This is a genomic window from Xanthobacter agilis, assembly GCF_021730435.1.
GTDB lineage: Bacteria > Pseudomonadota > Alphaproteobacteria > Rhizobiales > Xanthobacteraceae > Xanthobacter > Xanthobacter agilis.
In genome coordinates this window covers 1-17,404 of sequence record NZ_JABWGX010000020.1, presented here as the reverse complement: position 1 = coordinate 17,404, position 17,404 = coordinate 1, and the positions used below count along the sequence as shown (strand labels likewise).

The following is a 17,404-nucleotide window of genomic DNA, read 5'->3' as shown; positions in this document are numbered from 1 at the left end:
TCAGATCACCGAAAACCAGTTCAGACGGCCGCCATGAGGGTTGCATTCCCTCCGGCGGCCGCTGTGTTTGTGGTGGTCGAAACTTCCCGCAGCAGCCAGGGCAGAATCGGGCCGAGGTCCATGGCCTCCCCATTGCCCCCATGTGGCGAAGCGTGGAGGGGCAAGACGTGCAGCGGCACCAGCGGCCCATCGCGCGCGGCGAGGCGCCGTGCCAAGGCCGCGATGTGGGCGGGCTCCCCCTCGGCCAGCGCGGCATCGAATGGACCGGTGCCCTGACCCGCTCCGGCCCATGTCACGCGGTGGCGGAGGACGCGGGGGAGGCCTTTCGGCGCGCTCATCGTCTCCGGCACTTCTGCCACCACGCGGTTGCCGGTGGCCAGGGCCGCCGCGATCTGCAGGTAAAGCCCCTGCTGCGTCCGCGCCGAAACCAGGACGGTGCCGCGCGGCACGAGGGTGTAGTGGTTGCTCTCTCCCACCGGCCCCGGCATATCCACGCTGGCCCCCAGGGGCGCGCTGACGGCGAAGGCCCGCGCGCACTGGGCCAGGGCACCGAGCCCCCGCACATCGAGCCATTGCGCGAAGGCGAGCGCGCCGGCATCGGTGGTTTCCCCGGCGGTGAACGGCACCTCTGGCCCGCCTTGCACCAGCCGCTGGAGATAGAGCGGCCCGCCCGCCTTGGGGCCGGTGCCCGACAAGCCCCGCCCGCCGAACGGCTGCACGCCGACCACCGCGCCGATGATGTTCCGGTTCACATAGATGTTGCCGGCACGCACGCGCCCGCTTGCGCTTGCGATGGTGCTGTCGAGCCGCGTCTCAAGGCCGAACGTCAGCCCGTAGCCTGTGGCGTTGACCGCATCGAGCACCCGCCGCAGATGGCGCCGCCGGTAGCGCAGCACATGCAGCACCGGACCGAACACCTCTGCCTTCAGCTCCGTGAGCGCGGAGATTTCGATGATGGTGGGGGCCACGAAAGCGCCGTGCGCCGTTTCCGGTGGCAGGGCGGCGCGGAAGACGGTGTGACCGCGCGCCGCCATCTGCGCCACGTGGGCCTCGATCACGTCCCGCGCCGCCGCGGAGATGACAGGCCCGACGTCGGTTGAAAGCTGGTCCGTCGGCGCCACCCGCAGCTCGGCCATGGCGCCGCGGATAAGGTTCAGGACGCGGTCGGCGATCTCCTCCTGAAGGCACAGCACGCGCAAGGCGGAGCAGCGCTGGCCGGCGCTGTCGAAGGCGGATGCGAGCACGTCCGCCACCACCTGCTCGGCAAGAGCCGAGCTGTCCGCCACCATGGCATTCTGCCCCCCGGTTTCGGCGATGAGGGGCAACGGGCGCCCGTCCGCCGAGAGCCGGCCGGCGAGCTGATGCTGAATCAGCCGCGCCACCTCGGTGGAGCCGGTGAACAGCACGCCCGCCACCTGCGGCGCCGCCACCAGGGCCGCCCCCAAGAGCCCATCCCCCGGCGCGAGCTGGAGCACCTCCCGCGGCACGCCGGCCCGATGCAGAATACGCACCGCCTCGGCCGCGATCAGGGGCGTCTCCTCCGCCGGCTTGGCGAGCACGGTGTTGCCGGCCGCCAGCGCCGCCGCGACCTGCCCGGTGAAGATGGCCAGCGGAAAGTTCCAGGGGCTGATGCACACCATGGGACCGAGCCCGGCCTGATCGGCCTGGAGGTCCTCAGCCGCGCGGGCGTAATAGCGCAGAAAGTCGATGGCCTCGCGCACCTCCGCCACCCCGTTGGCGGCGGACTTGCCCGCCTCCCGCATGAGGAGCCCCATCAATTCGCCCATGCGTGCCTGCATCTCGTCGGCGGCGGCGAGAAGCGGTGTCGTGCGGCGCGCCACCGGCGTGCGCGCCCAGTCCGGCGCGGCGGCGGCGGCCGCCGCCGCCATGGTGGCGACCTCATCCGCGTCGCACTCGGCCACCGTGCCGACCCGGTCGCGCGCGTCACCGGGATTGCGGATCTCCCGTGCCGCCCCGGCGCCCGAGGGCGCAGCCGCACTCCAGCTCCGCCCGGCGCTCACGCCGAGATCCAGGCGGAGCCGTTCGAGTTCATCCTCGTCCGACAGGTCGAACCCACGGGAATTGCGCCGGTCCGCGAACAGGTCCGGCGGCGCCGTGATGCCCGGATGCGGCGCACCCGGCTCCGGCAAGGCGCGCACGCGGGCGACCGGATCGGTGGCAAGCTCCTCCACCGGGACCTCCGGATCGGCGATGCGATGGACGAAGGAGGAATTGGCGCCGTTTTCCAGGAGCCGTCGCACCAGGTAGGCCAAAAGGGTATCGTGGCGGCCCACCGGCGCATAGATGCGGCAGGGCCGCGCCAGCCTGTCCTTGCCCACCACCTCCCCGTAAAGACGCTCGCCCATGCCATGGAGGCATTGGAATTCGTAGGACCCAGGCGAGAATTGCGTCCCGGCCAAGTGGTAGATGGTGGCCAATGTCTGTGCGTTGTGGGTGGCGAACTGGGGAAACACCACCTCCCGCGCGGCCAGAAGCCTGCGCGCGCAGGCGATGTAGGAGACGTCCGTGTAGTCCTTGCGGGTGAACACCGGAAAATCGCCGACGCCCTCCATCTGGGCGCGCTTGATCTCGGCATCCCAATAGGCGCCCTTCACCAGCCGCACCATGATCCGCCGCCCGCTGCGGCGGGCGAGATCGATGATCCAGTCGATGACGAGGGGGCAACGCCGTCCATAGGCCTGCACCACGAAGCCGAGCCCGTTCCAGCCGGCCAAAGCGGGGTCGGTCGCGAGGGCCTCCAGGAGGTCCAGGGACAATTCCAGCCGGTCTTGCTCCTCGGCGTCGATGTTGAGGCCGATGTCATAGCTCTTGGCGAGCAGTGCCAGATGCGCGAGGCGCGGCAGCAGCTCCGCCATCACCCGCCCGGCCTGGGCGCGTCCATAGCGCGGATGGAGGGCGGAGAGCTTGATGGACAGGCCCGGCCGGTCATACGGCCCGCGCCCGGTCGCCGCCTTGCCGATGGCATGGATGGCGTCTTCATAGGCGGCAAGATAGTGCGCCGCGTCGGCGGCGGAGACGGCGACCTCGCCCAGCATGTCATAGGAGTAAAGGAAGCCCGCCGCCTCCTGCGCCGGCGCCCGCGCCAGGGCGGCCTCCATGGTCTCGCCCATCACGAACTGCGCACCCATCCGCCGCACGGCGCGGCCAACCGCCCAACGGATCACGGGGGCGCCGCAGCGCCCCGCCCACCGCGCGAGGGCCGCGCCGAACCCGCTCTCGTCTTCGCCCCGCGCCAGCCAACCGGTGGCGGTGAGCCCGCAGATGGCGGCGTTCATGGACCAAGGGCGGCGACCGCCCCTGAGATGGCGCAACCAATCCGACGGGCCGATCTTGTCCCGGATGAGCGCGTCGCGCGTGGCCGCATCGGGAATCCGCAGCAGCGCTTCCGCAACGCTCATGAGGGCAATCCCCTCACGGCTCGACAAGGGAAACTCCCGCAAAAGGGCTTCCACCAACGACCCGTCGCGCCGCGCCCGCAGCGCCTCCACCAGCCGGCGCGTGGTGGCAGCGACCTCCGCCCGCATCCCGCCCGGCAGGCTCGCGGCCTGGAACAGCGGCGGCAGGCACTCCGCTTCGGGGCGGCGGGTGGCGGCGGTGATGGCTTGGCGCAAGGCCGAGCGGGCGGCCACAGGCGCGGCAAAAGGCGGGGAAACCGGGTCCGAGGGCACACGGGCGCAAAGGTCTGCGGTCATGGTGTCAGCGGTCATGGTGCTCTGTCTCCAGGGCAGCCGGTCCACCGCGCGGCACAGCCACGGCGGGCCTCCTCATTCACCGACAGTGTAACAGGACAGGTGGCGACAGACCGACTTTTCAAGCTGTGCGCGCCCGCACGGCTGGATCGCGCCAACCACAACAGCGCATCCGGAAACTTCCGATTGTCGGTGTGTGTTCCGCTCGCTCGTGGTGCCGCTCGGTACGAAGCCCTTGATCCGCACCCATTGAGCATTTCGAAGACCATCGCAATCCATCGCCGACCCCTGAGAATCAGTGTTGAATCTGATGTGCGATAGAGTGGGAAACCCAGATCCTTAAATCGTCGCTTCACCCTGGAGCGGCGTGGAATCGGCCGCGAGGATGCAGGCCTCACCGCGTGCCCATGAGCCGGTTGCCTTATGGGGAGCGCGCGGGAGCGAGCGGTGCCCACGTGCGTGACGCATGGCTCGACGAGGGGATATGCACCCAAAGTCGGGCTTCCGGGTGCCTTGTGGAGAGGAGGCGAGGTCAGCATAATCCCGCCCAATAAAGGCGAGGCCAAATCGCCGAAAACCAAGGATTGCGCGCCGTCCCGTCCGTGCGCACGGAGACGCGCCGGCGGTGGAAATGACCAAGGTTGCGGGCCGGATGGCCCGCTGGAGGGAGGCAAAAGCCATGTCCGATAAGATTTATGATGTGCCATCCGCCTGGGCTGAGCGAGCTTATGTGGACGATGCCCGCTACCAGGCGATGTATGCCGCCTCCGTTGAAGATCCCAATACCTTTTGGGGCGAGCACGGCAAGCGAATCGACTGGTTCCAGCCCTATACCAAGGTGAAGAACACCTCGTTCGATCCCGGCCACGTCTCGATCAAGTGGTTCGAGGACGGCATCACCAACGTCGCCTACAATTGCATCGACCGGCACCTGGAAGCGCGCGGCGACCAGCCGGCCATCATCTGGGAAGGCGACAGCCCGGACGAATCGAAGGTCATCACCTATCGCGAGCTTTCCAGCGAGGTGAACAAGCTCGCCAACATTCTGCGCAATCGCGGGGTGGAGAAGGGCGACCGCGTCACCATCTACCTGCCGATGATTCCCGAGGCGGCTTATGCCATGCTGGCGTGCGCGCGGCTCGGCGCCATCCATTCCATCGTGTTCGGCGGCTTCTCTCCGGACAGCCTTGCCGGCCGCGTTTCCGATTGCGGCTCCAAGGTCATCATCACCGCCGACGAAGGCCTGCGCGGCGGCCGCAAGGTTCCGCTGAAGGCCAATGTGGACGCCGCCATCAACCAGATCGGCGACGATAGCGTCGACCATGTGATCGTGGTGCGCCGCACCGGCGGCAAGGTGGACATGGTTCCCGGCCGCGACGTCTATTATGACGAAGCTGCGGAACAGGTCACGGACGAGTGCCCGCCCGCGCACATGAGCGCGGAAGATCCGCTGTTCATCCTCTACACCTCCGGCTCCACCGGCAAGCCGAAGGGCGTGCTGCACACCACCGGCGGCTATCTCGTCTATGCGTCCATGACGCATCAGTACATCTTCGACTATCACGATGGTGATGTGTACTGGTGCACGGCCGATGTGGGCTGGGTGACCGGCCACTCTTACATCGTCTATGGGCCGCTCGCCAACGGCGCCACCACGCTGATGTTCGAGGGCGTGCCCAACTACCCCACCACGTCCCGCTTCTGGGAGGTGATCGACAAGCACAAGGTCACCATCTTCTATACGGCGCCGACCGCCATCCGCTCGCTGATGCAGGGCGGCGAGGAGCCGGTGAAGAAGACCTCGCGTGCGTCCCTGCGCCTGCTCGGCTCGGTGGGCGAGCCCATCAATCCGGAAGCCTGGGAGTGGTATCACCGCGTGGTGGGCGATGAGCGCTGCCCCATCGTCGATACCTGGTGGCAGACCGAGACCGGCGGCATCCTCATCACCCCGCTGCCCGGTGCCACCCGGCTGAAGCCCGGCTCCGCCACGCGCCCCTTCTTCGGTGTCCTGCCCGAGGTGGTGGATGCGGAAGGCAAGGTGCTCACGGGCGCCTGCGAGGGCAACCTCGTGATCGCCGATTCGTGGCCGGGCCAGATGCGCACGGTCTATGGCGACCATGAGCGCTTCGAGCAGACCTATTTTTCCACCTATCCCGGCAAATACTTCACCGGCGACGGCTGCCGCCGGGACGAGGACGGATATTACTGGATCACCGGCCGCGTGGACGATGTCATCAACGTGTCCGGCCATCGCATGGGCACGGCTGAGGTGGAAAGCGCGCTGGTCGCCCATCCGAAGGTGTCGGAGGCGGCCGTGGTGGGCTTCCCGCATGACATCAAGGGCCAGGGCATCTATGCCTATGTGACGCTCATGGACGGCGTGGAGCCGACCGAGGAATTGCGCAAGGAACTGGTGGGCTGGGTGCGCCGGGAAATCGGCCCCATCGCCTCCCCGGATCTGATCCAGTTCGCGCCGGGCCTGCCCAAGACCCGTTCGGGCAAGATCATGCGCCGCATCCTGCGCAAGATCGCCGAGGACCAGTTCGAGAGCCTGGGCGATACCTCGACCCTCGCCGATCCCGGCGTGGTGGAAGACCTCATCAACAATCGCCAGAACAAGCGCGACGCTGCGGCCTGACGCTGGCGCGCGTGATGTTTTGTGGAACCGGCGCCCTTCGGGGCGCCGGTTTCTTTTTGGCATCGATCACGTCTGGACGCTAAGGGCGCTTCAGGACACGCAAAAGAAATGGGCGGATCGGGTTTTCGCCGATCCGCCCAAGTGAAGCGGTTCCTCTGAAGCGGTTCCTCAAAACTCAAGACGCGGTTCTTCAAGATCACACCCTTGGGCGCGCCGTGGGCCCGCCCTGGAGGGGATCAGTGGCGGCTGCCGGCGATGGTGTATTCACCGGAGCGAACCCGATCCCCGAGGCTCTCGACGAACTCGGCGCAGGCGTCCTCGCCATAGGTGGCGACAAGGTTGCGCAGTGCGGTGAAAAGCGCCGCCTGCACGAGGTATTCCTCTTCCAGGCCGTCGCGGACGGCTTCGACCCAGGCGTCGTTCAGATAGGTCAAAGCCGCGTGGCGATCATCCGCAGCCATGTCCGCAATGTCGGGAAGATCGATGGCAGGATTCGGCAGTGTGGACACGTCTTGGCCTCCGGCCGCGCGCTGGCGGCGACAGGACATTCCTACCACGGGACGGCGCTGCGTGGAGTCCAGTTCTAACCAAAAGGTTAACGGCTCCGCAGGGGCATTCATCAATTGCCGCCGTAGCGCACGACGATCTCATGGGCGAGATGGGACCCCTCCTCGAGCTGACGCTCGACAGCGGCCCGCGCGGCCGGCGTACAGGCGCGATAGACCTGCGCGAAGCTGGAATAGCCGCGGTTGAAGGAGGCGATCATCTTGCCCTTTCGGGTGTCCGAGGGTTGCTCGGTTTCGATCAGCGCGGCCATCTCGTCGCGCCAGCGCTGGGCTTCGCCGGTGGCACCGCACAGGGGGCGCAGATAGTGCAGGCCGCCGAGAATCTCCGCAAGCCGCAGCAAATCGTCGTCATAAGGGGGGGCCGCGCCCTCGGTGGCCGGCGCCGCAGCGAGTGGCCGCGCGGCGTCGGCGACGCCCAGCGCGAACGACGGCACCAGCAGAAGAGAAAGCAGCAGGGGGCGGATGCGCATGGCTCGTCCACAAAGTTCGCCTCTGTGGTGCGATCTTCCACGCCGCCGGTCAAGGGCGGGGCTGAGGTCCCATGCCATTCATGCCATCGGTCCCGGTCCTTGACCGGCGCCGCGTGGGACCGCGCAAGCGCCGCACAGGCTGAACCAAAGGCCCACGAGGCCGACTCATGGGCCTTTGGTCTCAGCTCTTGAGTCGGTCGAAGGTGCTTTCCATCTCGTCGCGACTCACCACATCGAGCGCGACGGTGGCGAAGGGATCGCCGCCATTGGCGAAATCGGCCTCGCAGTCGGGGCGGGCGAGGGCGATCTTCAGCGCCGCCACCAGATCATAGAGCCCCCAGGCGAAGCCGGCGTCGCGCATGGCCGATTGCAGTGCATTTTGCACCAGCCCGCGCACCGTGCGGTGGGGCTCCGACACCGGCACATTGTCGAGCCCGCCCTCGAGCGCGGAGACGCAGGCCTCTTCGTCGAAGGAGGCATGACCGCGGCAGGCCAGGGGCCGCACCGGATAGATTACGCAGATACCCTCCGCCAGGAACGGGCATTCGCGCACCAGCGCCATGGGGCGCACATTGCCCGAGGGCTCCACGAAGTCCGCGGCGCCATAGAGGCGGCCCACAAGGTCGATGCCCACATTCTTGAAGCCGGCGGCCATGCCCCGCACATAGCGGGCCACCATCAGCACCTCCGGCGCCGTGGCCGCCACCAGGATCTGGCAGCAGGTGCCACAGCCCTTGCGGCAGGCGAGGACCGGCAATTGGTGCGTCTGGTCCGCCACATTGCGCTCGAAGCTGGTGAAGGCCTGCATCCACACGCGGTCGAGCAAATCGGGCTTGGCCCGGTAGGCACTGAAGGTGTCGAGAAAGCCTTGGTGCTGGGCCTTGAAGAAGGCGACCGGACCTTCGGCTTCGGCGGGCTGTGCCGCGCTCTGGGCAATGGGCACCTTGGAACCTCCGAAAAATCAAAAATAATCGGAACGGAAAAATGAGACTGAAGATTGCGCCGCAGCAACCGTGCGTCCGCATTGATCTGGAGCAAATTATTCCCGCGCGGACATAACGAAACAATTCGGGAAAACTGCGTAGGCGGCGCAGCGAGGCCCTGGGAGACGGTATTCAATAGCCTCTCCACGGTGGAGAGCGGGGCGCGGTCGTCGCTTCCGCGGCCTCCGTCCGGCGCCGCCCGCGTGCGGCGCCTTGTGGCCTCCGCACGCGGGTGCTATGCGGCCCGGATGACCGCGAGCGCCCAGAAGAACATCCGCAACTTTTCCATCGTCGCCCATATCGACCATGGGAAGTCGACCCTCGCCGACCGCCTGATCCAGATCACCGGCGGGCTCACCGAGCGCGAGATGACCGATCAGGTGCTCGACAGCATGGATATCGAGCGCGAGCGCGGCATCACCATCAAGGCGCAGACGGTGCGCCTGTCCTACACGGCCAAGGACGGCGAGACTTATACGCTGAACCTCATCGACACCCCCGGGCACGTGGACTTCGCCTATGAGGTGAACCGCTCGCTGGCCGCCGTGGAGGGCTCCCTGCTGGTGGTGGACGCGTCCCAGGGCGTGGAGGCGCAGACGCTGGCCAACGTCTACCAGGCCATCGACAACAATCACGAGATCGTGCCTGTCCTCAACAAGATCGACCTGCCCGCGGCCGAGCCGGAAAAGGTGAAGGCGCAGATCGAGGACGTGATCGGGCTCGACGCGTCCAACGCCATCGGCATCTCCGCCAAGACCGGCCTTAACGTGGATCAGGTGCTGGAGGCCATCGTTACCCGCCTGCCGCCGCCCATGGGCGATCGCGAGGCGCCGCTGAAGGCGCTTCTGGTGGATAGCTGGTATGACACCTATCTCGGGGTGGTGGTGCTGGTGCGCATCATCGACGGCGTGCTGAAGAAGGGCCAGCGCATCAAGATGCTGGGCTCGGGCGCGGCCTATGACGTGGACCGCGTGGGCGTGTTCACCCCCAAGATGGTGGCCATGGCCGAGCTGGGGCCGGGCGAGATCGGCTTCCTCACCGGTTCCATCAAGGAAGTGGCGGATACCCGCGTCGGCGATACCATCACCGAGGAAAAGCGCCCCTGCGTGGAGATGCTGGCCGGTTTCAAGCCGGCGCAGCCGGTGGTGTTCTGCGGCCTGTTCCCGGTGGATGCGGCGGACTTCGAGGATCTGCGCGCCGCCATGGGCAAGTTGCGCCTCAACGACGCCAGCTTCTCGTTCGAGATGGAGACCTCGGCCGCGCTGGGCTTCGGCTTCCGCTGCGGCTTCCTGGGGCTGTTGCACCTTGAGATCATCCAGGAGCGGCTGGAGCGCGAGTTCAACCTCGACCTCATCGCCACCGCGCCCTCGGTCATCTACCAGATCGAGATGACGGACGATTCCACCATCGACCTGCACAATCCGGCCGACATGCCGGACGTGGTGAAGATCAAGGAAATTCGCGAGCCCTGGATCCGCGCCACCATCCTCACGCCGGACGAATATCTGGGCAGCGTGCTGAAGCTGTGCCAGGACCGGCGCGGCAACCAGATCGAGCTGACCTATGTGGGCGCCCGCGCCATGGTCACCTATGACCTGCCGCTCAACGAGGTGGTGTTCGACTTCTACGACCGGCTGAAGTCCATCTCCAAGGGCTACGCCTCGTTTGACTACCAGATCACCGAGTATCGCCCCGGCGACCTCGTGAAGATGTCGATTCTCGTCAACGCCGAGCCGGTGGATGCGCTGTCCATGCTGGTGCACCGCACCCGCGCCGAGGCGCGCGGCCGGGTGATGTGCGAGAAGCTGAAGGACCTCATTCCCCAGCACCTGTTCCAGATCCCGATCCAGGCCGCCATCGGCGCCAAGATCATCGCCCGCGAGACCATCCGCGCGCTGCGCAAGGACGTGACCGCCAAATGCTATGGCGGCGACATCACCCGCAAGCGCAAGCTTCTGGAGAAGCAGAAGGAAGGCAAGAAGAAGATGCGCCAGTTCGGCAAGGTGGAGATTCCCCAGGAAGCCTTCATCGCCGCGCTGAAGATGGACGAGTGAGGGCGTAGGCACCGCTCTTCGCGTCACGCTGAGTGGCTTTGCTCACAAGGCGTTGGGAGCGGAGCGGCGCCTTATTCCGCCGCCACCGCCTTCGGTCTGCCGGCCTTCGCCGCCCGCCCCTTGCGCCCCTTGCGCTTCATCCACCACACCGCCACGCCCGTCACCGAGAGCATGGCGATCAGCCCCCCCATCGCCGCGATCAGGATGCGCCCCGGCAGGCCGAGGATGCGGCCCGAGTGGATGGGGAATTGAAGCTGCATGAAGATGTCGCCCGCGGTTCCCGCGCCGGGCACCATCGCCCCGATGGGCGTGGCCTGATCGCCGCTGAGATAGAGCCAGTTCGCGCCCATGGGATCGTCGTGGTCGCCGAAGGCGACGCCGAAGATGCCGTATTGGGGCGAATAGAAGATCTCACTGGGCGGTCCGCGCCAGCCCCGGTCCTCCGCCTCGCGCAGGCCGGCGTTGAGCGCCGCGTCATAAGAAACCGTCCGTTCGCGCAACTGCGCGAGCGGGGGGCCGGAGAATGGCGGCGGCGTGACCTTCGAGAACAGCCCGACCACCGGCTCCACCACTTCCGAACGCAGATTCATGCTGACGGAGGTGATGGCGATGAGGATCAGAAAAACGAACAGCCAGAGCCCTGCGGCGCGGTGCAGATCGAGATTGAGGCGGAAGGTGCTGCCCCCCTTGATGCGGAACGCCGGCCGCCATTTGGCGAGGAACGGGCGTCCGCGCGGGAAGGTGAGGGCGAGGCCCACGAAGCCGTCCACCAGCCAGATGATGGCGACGACGCCCATGAACACCACGCCGATGGCGCCGGGCAGGCTCAGATTGTGGTGAAACTCATAGATGAACGGAATGAAATTCAGCGGCCCGAAGCAGCATTCGCCCCACAGGCGTTCAGCTAGAACGGCGCCGCTCACGGGGTCCACGTTGAACCAGTCGCTCGTCAACGCGTAGGGCGCGCCGGTCGCGGGGTCGGCCTTGCCCATGGCGACGACGAGCGCGGCATGACCCTCCTGGCGCTCCAGGGTTATGTACCAGACCTGCCGCCGCGGATCGCCCGCCTCCACGGCACGGGCCAGGGCCTCGGGAGAGAGGGGCAGGCCCCGCGCCGTTGCGTCATAGGCGGTCGGGTTCAGCGCCCGGTCGATCTCCTCATGGAAGGCGAGAAGGCTGCCCGTGAGTCCGGCCAGAAGCAGGAACAGGGCGGTCGTGAGGCCCGCGACCCGGTGAACCCAAACAAGGCCTGGGCGCAGGCTGACACGCGGGCGCGGCACGGCCGGTGTTGGGCCTTCTGGCACGGGAACGGCACTGCTGGCCATGGCTTAACCCGTCACCACCGGTAGCGGGCCGAGGCAAGCACCGTGCGCCCCTGCTGCCAATACCAGTAGCCCTCGTTCTGCAGCGCCTCTTGTTGATTGAACATATTCTTGGCGTTGATCTGCAGCTTCCAGGCGTCTTTCTCATAATATATGGCCGCGTCAACAGGGTACTGGCTTTTATTCTTGTAGGTGTTGTTGTTGTCCGCCCAGAATCCGCTGTAGTAGCGAATGCCGCCGCCGACGCCAAAACCCTTCATCGGACCGTCGAGGAAGGTGTATTTGAGCCAGAGCGAAGCGACATTCTCGGGCATATTCACGGGCGTTTTGCCGATGGTCGAGGTGTCGGCGCTCGAAAGAATTGTCCCCTGGGTATAAGTATAGGCTGCTGTCATGTCGAGGCCCTGGGCGAGTTCCAGCAGAGCTTCCGCCTCGAAGCCGCGCACGCGAATGTTGCCGACCGGGCTATAGACGTAGGAGGTCGGGTCCGGGACCGCGTAGTTGTCCTGCTTGATCTGGTAGGCCGAGAGCGTGAAGAAGCTCCGCCCGCCCTTTGGCTGGAACTTCACGCCCGCCTCATACTGCTCGCCGGTCGACGGCTCCAAAAGGCTGCCGTCGGCATCCACGTTCAAGGACGGCAGGAAGGACGTGGCATAGCTCACGTATGGGGCGATGCCGTTGGAGAATTCATAGAGCAGGCCGGCTTGCCAGGTAAATGCCTGGTCTGTGCGGGTCACGTTTTGCAGGTAGGTCTTGTCGCTCTGTTCCGAGTCCACGAAGTCTTGGCGGCCGCCAATGTTCAGGTGCCAGCCCTCGCCGAACGAAATCTGGTCCTGAAGATACAGCCCGAGCTGGTTCATGCTGCCGCCGTAAAGATCTGTAATGGCCGGCATGACGGCAAAATTATCGGCATTTGGGTCAAGCAGGTTGATGGGGGAGACATTATAGCCGTAGCCCATGCCGTAATTACTATCGGCCCAAATGTAGTCGAGGCCGCCAAGAACCTTGTGCTCCACTGGGCCAGTCTTGAAGTTGGCTTGGACCTGATTGTCCACCTGGAACGTGTCGAACGCCTCTATGTAATTTGCGGCGTAGACGTTCACCTGCGATCCGCTGGTGACTCCTGTCGGATACAGCCAATAGCTGTGATTATCGATGTGGCCGTAACGCAGATTTTGACGTGCAGTCCACACATCATTAAAGTCATGCTCAAGCTGATATCCGACCTGTTCCTGGGTCTGGATGATGGCATTATAATTCGTGCCGACTGGAATTTTCGTCAGAATGCCATTTGGCTGGTAAAAATATGTGCTCGCGGGAAGCTTTGTGCCGAGAATGTTGGCGAGCAATGTCAAACGTGTGGAATCATCCTTGAACGTTAGGGCTGGCGCAAAATAGATTTCGTTGTTCTTGGTGCCGGCGGCCGGAGCGTCGGCGTCGCGGACGACGCCGGTGAAGCGGTAAAGAATGCTGCCGTCCTCTTTGGCCTTGCCGCCGATGTCGAACGCGGCCTGGAGCCAATCGGGGTCGCCCAATTGCGCTTCCACCTCAGCGAAGGGGGTTTCGACTGGCATCTTGGAAATGCGGTTGATGAGGCCGCCGGGCACCGTCTGGCCATAAAGCACGCCCGCCGGCCCCTTGATGATGTCGATGCGTTCGAGGCCGTAAGGTTCGGTGCGCCAATAGGCGAAGTTGCCGGAAGCCTGGGACAGGCTGTCACGGTAGTCACCGCGGGACGTGACCGAGAAGCCACGGATGTAGATGTCGTCAAAACGCGGATCGTAGCCATAGGCGCCCGTGACCACGCCGGCGGTGTAGGACACGGCGTCAACCACGTTCTGCGCGGCCCGGTCGTCCATCTCCTGTCGTGTGACCACGGAGACGGAGCGCGGCGTCTGTAGGATCGGCGTGTCGGTCTTGGTCCCGGCACCGGATCGGGTTGCGATATACCCCTCGACCGGCCCCCAAGCGGTTTCCTGGGTGCTCTGAACGGTCACGGTCGGCAGGTCCACGTTATCGCCGGTGTCTTGGGCGAGGCTTGGGGTGGCGCCGAGCATCAATGCCGCGGAGCAGGTTGTTGAAGCTAGAATTGCTGAAACCGAGAGTTGTCGATTTGCAATATGCTGAACTCTGAAAATCCGAAGCATATGGAGAATCCTGAAAAACACTGTTCCCTATGTTGGAGGAGTAGTTTGACATTCGTGGTGGATCAAGTGTCGCGAACGCATTTTAAATACATTGGAAAATATACAATATTTCTAAAATATGTCTGTAATTAGAATAATTATATAACATTGCTTCGCTCTCTGAAGCGGAGAGAGTGGGGATCGGGCGTCGCGTTCGGTGTGCTCAAAGGCGCGGGCGCGTGCAGGCGTTCTGCAAGGGGCCGGGGCGCTTGCGCTCGGTTGGCGGTCGGGCCGAGGTGGGGCGAAGGATCGGAGGGCGTCCGTGTGCCGGACAGCTCGGAGCGCGCGCGCGGTCGGTCCGGAAGCCCCAGAGCCGGCCGCGTTCGGGCGCGGCGTGTCTTGCGCGGAGGGGGGGCGAAGGGGCCTTAAGAGCGGCGCGTGGTTCGGCCCCTCGGGTTCCGGACAAGGCGCCGCCTCAAGTCCGCGACGGACCGGGCTGGGAGGGGATTGGTGTCAGCCTTTCGCGCCGGCGTGGCGCATGGGGCAGTCGTGGCGCCGCCGTGAGTCGATGCCTGCTCGGCAGGGGGCCGCGGGGCCGGCCGCTCAGCGGGCCGGCCTCGTCACGTCATCAGCAGCGCACGTAGACCATGGTGCCGTAGCGCTTGGCCACGTCCGTATCCACCCAGCGCAGCACCAGCACGTTGCCGTCGAAGCGCATCACCTGCCGGTCGGCCTGGCTGCCGGCGGGCTCGTCCGGCGGGCCGATGAAGATGGGGCCGTTGCCCACCTGCTTGGACACCACCTCACTCAGCTTGTTGTCGTCGGCGAGGTACATCATCACGCCGCCGCTTGAGCCGGCGGTGATGACGTAGGGGTTGGAGCACTGTTCCTTGGCCTGGGTCTCGGTGCGGCCGGCGTCATCGGGGCGATGATAGGCGGCAAGACCATAGCGGCCGACCAGCCGATCCGGCGCGATCGGGCTGAAATATTGCGGCTTGGCGGGCGGCGGCGGCTCACTCGGGGTGGTGGTGCAGGCGGCGAGCGTCAATGCCAGCGCGGCAGCGGCAACCCCGGCCAGGCCGACGCGACCCCGCGCGGCGCGACAATGCTTCTCGGGGCGCGCGTTCGATCGTGCAAGCAGAATGTTCATGGGGTATTCCGAGGCCTCCGCCGTCTCAACTCCGGTCCTTGCCATCGCCCACACGGGTGCCGGCCGGCGCGCCGACCATAACGGGTCATCCGTGCTGCGTCGATAACGCGTGACGCCGGATGCCGCCGCTGCGGGCGAACCGCCTCACGCGCCTTCGGAAATTCAACATAAGGGGTGTCGGTTACCGGTTCGTATCCCACATCCTTCACACCTCAACTTCTCTATGCGCGCCTTGACGGACCGGGGCGGCGCGCTTATCTCCGCGACGAGCTTGGCACTCTTGTTCTAGGAGTGCCAGCAGTGCGAGCAGCGGCGAACGCCGCGGCAAATCCATGTTCCGAGAGGAATAGACCCATGTCCTTCCGTCCCCTGCACGACCGCGTGGTGGTCAAGCGCATCGAAGCCGAGCAGAAGACCGCCGGCGGCATCATCATCCCCGACACCGCCAAGGAAAAGCCCCAGGAGGGCGAGGTGATCGCGGTGGGAGCCGGCGCGCGCGACGAGGCCGGCAAGCTCGTTCCCCTCGACGTCAAGGCCGGCGATCGGGTGCTGTTCGGCAAGTGGTCCGGCACCGAGGTCAAGATCGACGGCCAGGATCTGCTCATCATGAAGGAGAGCGACATCCTCGGCGTCATCGCCAAGTGATGTTTGGTTCTCGGAACGTTTGAGCATTCAATTTAGGAGGCCGAAATGGCTGCCAAAGAAGTGAAGTTTTCCGCCGACGCGCGCGAGAAGCTGCTGCGCGGTGTCGATATCCTCGCCAATGCGGTGAAGGTGACGCTGGGCCCGAAGGGCCGCAACGTGGTGATCGAGAAGTCGTTCGGCGCTCCGCGCATCACCAAGGACGGCGTCTCTGTCGCCAAGGAGATCGAGCTCGAGGATCGGTTCGAGAACCTCGGCGCCCAGCTGGTGCGTGAAGTCGCCTCCAAGACCAACGACCTGGCCGGCGATGGCACCACCACCGCCACCGTGCTCGCCCAGGCGATCGTGAAGGAAGGCGCCAAGGCGGTGGCCGCCGGCATGAACCCGATGGACCTCAAGCGCGGCATCGACCTCGCCGTCGCCGCCGCCATCAAGGACATCCAGGCCCGCGCCAAGAAGGTCTCCTCCTCCGCCGAGGTGGCCCAGGTCGGCACCATTTCCGCGAACGGTGATTCGTCGATTGGCGAGATGATTGCCGGCGCCATGCAGCGCGTGGGCAACGAGGGTGTCATCACCGTCGAGGAAGCCAAGACCGCCGAGACCGAGCTCGACGTGGTCGAGGGCATGCAGTTCGATCGCGGCTATCTCTCTCCGTACTTCATCACCAATGCGGAGAAGATGATCGCCGACCTCGAAGAGCCCTACATCCTCATCTTCGAGAAGAAGCTCTCCGGCCTTCAGCCGATCCTGCCGGTCCTCGAGGCCGTGGTCCAGTCCGGCCGTCCGCTGGTGATCGTCGCCGAGGACGTGGAAGGCGAGGCGCTCGCCACCCTGGTGGTGAACAAGCTGCGCGGCGGCCTCAAGGTCGCGGCGGTGAAGGCGCCCGGCTTCGGCGATCGCCGCAAGGCGATGCTCGAGGACATTGCGATCCTCACCGGCGGCACCGTGATCTCCGAGGATCTCGGCATCAAGCTTGAGAACGTGACCCTCGCCCAGCTCGGCCGCGCCAAGAAGGTGATTCTCGAGAAGGAGAAGACCACCATCGTCGACGGCGTCGGCGAGAAGGCCGATATCGAGGCCCGCGTCGCCCAGATCAAGGCGCAGATCGAGGTCACCACTTCCGACTACGACCGCGAGAAGCTCCAGGAGCGTCTGGCCAAGCTCGCCGGCGGCGTGGCGGTGATCCGCGTGGGCGGCTCCACCGAGGTGGAAGTCAAGGAGAAGAAGGACCGCGTGGACGACGCGCTCAACGCCACCCGCGCCGCGGTGGAAGAAGGCATCGTTCCCGGCGGTGGCGTGGCTCTGCTGCGCGCCAAGAAGGCGGTCGAGGGTCTGACCTCCGAGAACGCCGACATCAAGGCCGGCATCAAGATCGTGCTGCGTGCGCTTGAGGCTCCCATCCGCCAGATCGCCGAGAATTCCGGCGTGGAAGGCTCCATCGTGGTGGGCAAGGTGCTCGAGGCCAACGAGCCGAACTTCGGCTTCAACGCCCAGACCGAAGAGTATGTGGACCTCGTCGCCGCCGGCGTCGTGGACCCGGCCAAGGTGGTGCGCACCGCGCTGCAGGATGCGGCCTCCATCGCCGCCCTGATCGTGACCACCGAGGCGCTCGTGGCCGAGCTGCCGAAGAAGGATGCTGGCATGCCCGCGATGCCCGGTGGCGGCATGGGTGGCATGGGCGGCATGGACTTCTGATCGCGGTCCATCGGATCGTGAAAAAAGGAAAAGGGCGCGGCTTTGGCC

Annotated in this window: 11 protein-coding genes and 1 pseudogene; 4 read left to right on the top strand and 8 right to left on the bottom strand. The window is 65.7% G+C overall.

Annotated features, from left to right (window positions below; translation table 11 throughout):
- Positions 1–20 precede the first annotated feature (20 nt).
- Entirely contained in the window at positions 21–3,713 is a 3,693-nt protein-coding gene (gene putA / locus HUW53_RS14725; RefSeq protein ID WP_237346581.1) for a bifunctional proline dehydrogenase/L-glutamate gamma-semialdehyde dehydrogenase PutA, read from the bottom strand.
- Positions 3,714–3,856: 143 nt separating this feature from the next.
- A pseudogene (locus HUW53_RS14720) lies at positions 3,857–3,989 on the bottom strand (IS5/IS1182 family transposase); the annotation flags it as partial.
- A 400-nt stretch (positions 3,990–4,389) separates the two neighbouring features.
- Between HUW53_RS14720 and acs the strand changes: the two are divergent.
- A complete protein-coding gene (acs, locus tag HUW53_RS14715; protein WP_237346520.1) occupies positions 4,390–6,348 on the top strand; it encodes an acetate--CoA ligase in 1,959 nt (652 codons plus the stop codon).
- Between the two features lie 236 nt (positions 6,349–6,584).
- On the opposite strand, the gene HUW53_RS14710 is transcribed toward acs, so the two are convergent.
- The 3 genes from HUW53_RS14710 to HUW53_RS14700 all read right to left on the bottom strand — a co-directional run bounded on the left by HUW53_RS14710 (position 6,585) and on the right by HUW53_RS14700 (position 8,327).
- Positions 6,585–6,857 (bottom strand): hypothetical protein, encoded by a 273-nt coding sequence (locus HUW53_RS14710; protein WP_237346519.1) that lies wholly within the window; start codon positions 6,855–6,857, stop codon positions 6,585–6,587.
- Positions 6,858–6,967: 110 nt separating this feature from the next.
- Positions 6,968–7,384, bottom strand: a complete 417-nt coding sequence (locus HUW53_RS14705) for a TIGR02301 family protein (RefSeq protein WP_237346518.1) — start codon at positions 7,382–7,384, stop codon at positions 6,968–6,970.
- A gap of 181 nt (positions 7,385–7,565) precedes the next feature.
- Complete coding sequence (locus HUW53_RS14700; protein ID WP_237346517.1) at positions 7,566–8,327, bottom strand: YkgJ family cysteine cluster protein; 762 nt, start codon at positions 8,325–8,327, stop codon at positions 7,566–7,568.
- Between the two features lie 288 nt (positions 8,328–8,615).
- Between HUW53_RS14700 and lepA the strand changes: the two genes are divergently transcribed.
- A complete protein-coding gene (gene lepA, locus HUW53_RS14695) occupies positions 8,616–10,421 on the top strand; it encodes a translation elongation factor 4 (protein ID WP_237346516.1) in 1,806 nt (601 codons plus the stop codon).
- A gap of 71 nt (positions 10,422–10,492) precedes the next feature.
- Here lepA and HUW53_RS14690 read toward each other — a convergent pair whose 3' ends face one another.
- From HUW53_RS14690 to HUW53_RS14680, 3 genes are all read right to left on the bottom strand, one after another.
- Positions 10,493–11,746 (bottom strand): PepSY-associated TM helix domain-containing protein, encoded by a 1,254-nt coding sequence (locus HUW53_RS14690; protein WP_237346515.1) that lies wholly within the window; start codon positions 11,744–11,746, stop codon positions 10,493–10,495.
- Positions 11,747–11,757: 11 nt separating this feature from the next.
- Positions 11,758–13,890, bottom strand: a complete 2,133-nt coding sequence (locus HUW53_RS14685) for a TonB-dependent siderophore receptor (protein WP_237346514.1) — start codon at positions 13,888–13,890, stop codon at positions 11,758–11,760.
- Positions 13,891–14,497: 607 nt separating this feature from the next.
- Entirely contained in the window at positions 14,498–15,019 is a 522-nt protein-coding gene (locus HUW53_RS14680) for a hypothetical protein (RefSeq protein WP_237346513.1), read from the bottom strand.
- A 354-nt stretch (positions 15,020–15,373) separates the two neighbouring features.
- Between HUW53_RS14680 and groES the strand changes: the two genes are divergently transcribed.
- Both groES and groL read left to right on the top strand, forming a co-directional pair.
- Positions 15,374–15,664, top strand: coding sequence for a co-chaperone GroES (groES, locus tag HUW53_RS14675; RefSeq protein WP_237346512.1), 291 nt, complete (start codon positions 15,374–15,376; stop codon positions 15,662–15,664).
- Positions 15,665–15,709: 45 nt separating this feature from the next.
- Positions 15,710–17,356, top strand: coding sequence for a chaperonin GroEL (groL, locus tag HUW53_RS14670; RefSeq protein ID WP_237346511.1), 1,647 nt, complete (start codon positions 15,710–15,712; stop codon positions 17,354–17,356).
- Positions 17,357–17,404 lie beyond the last annotated feature (48 nt).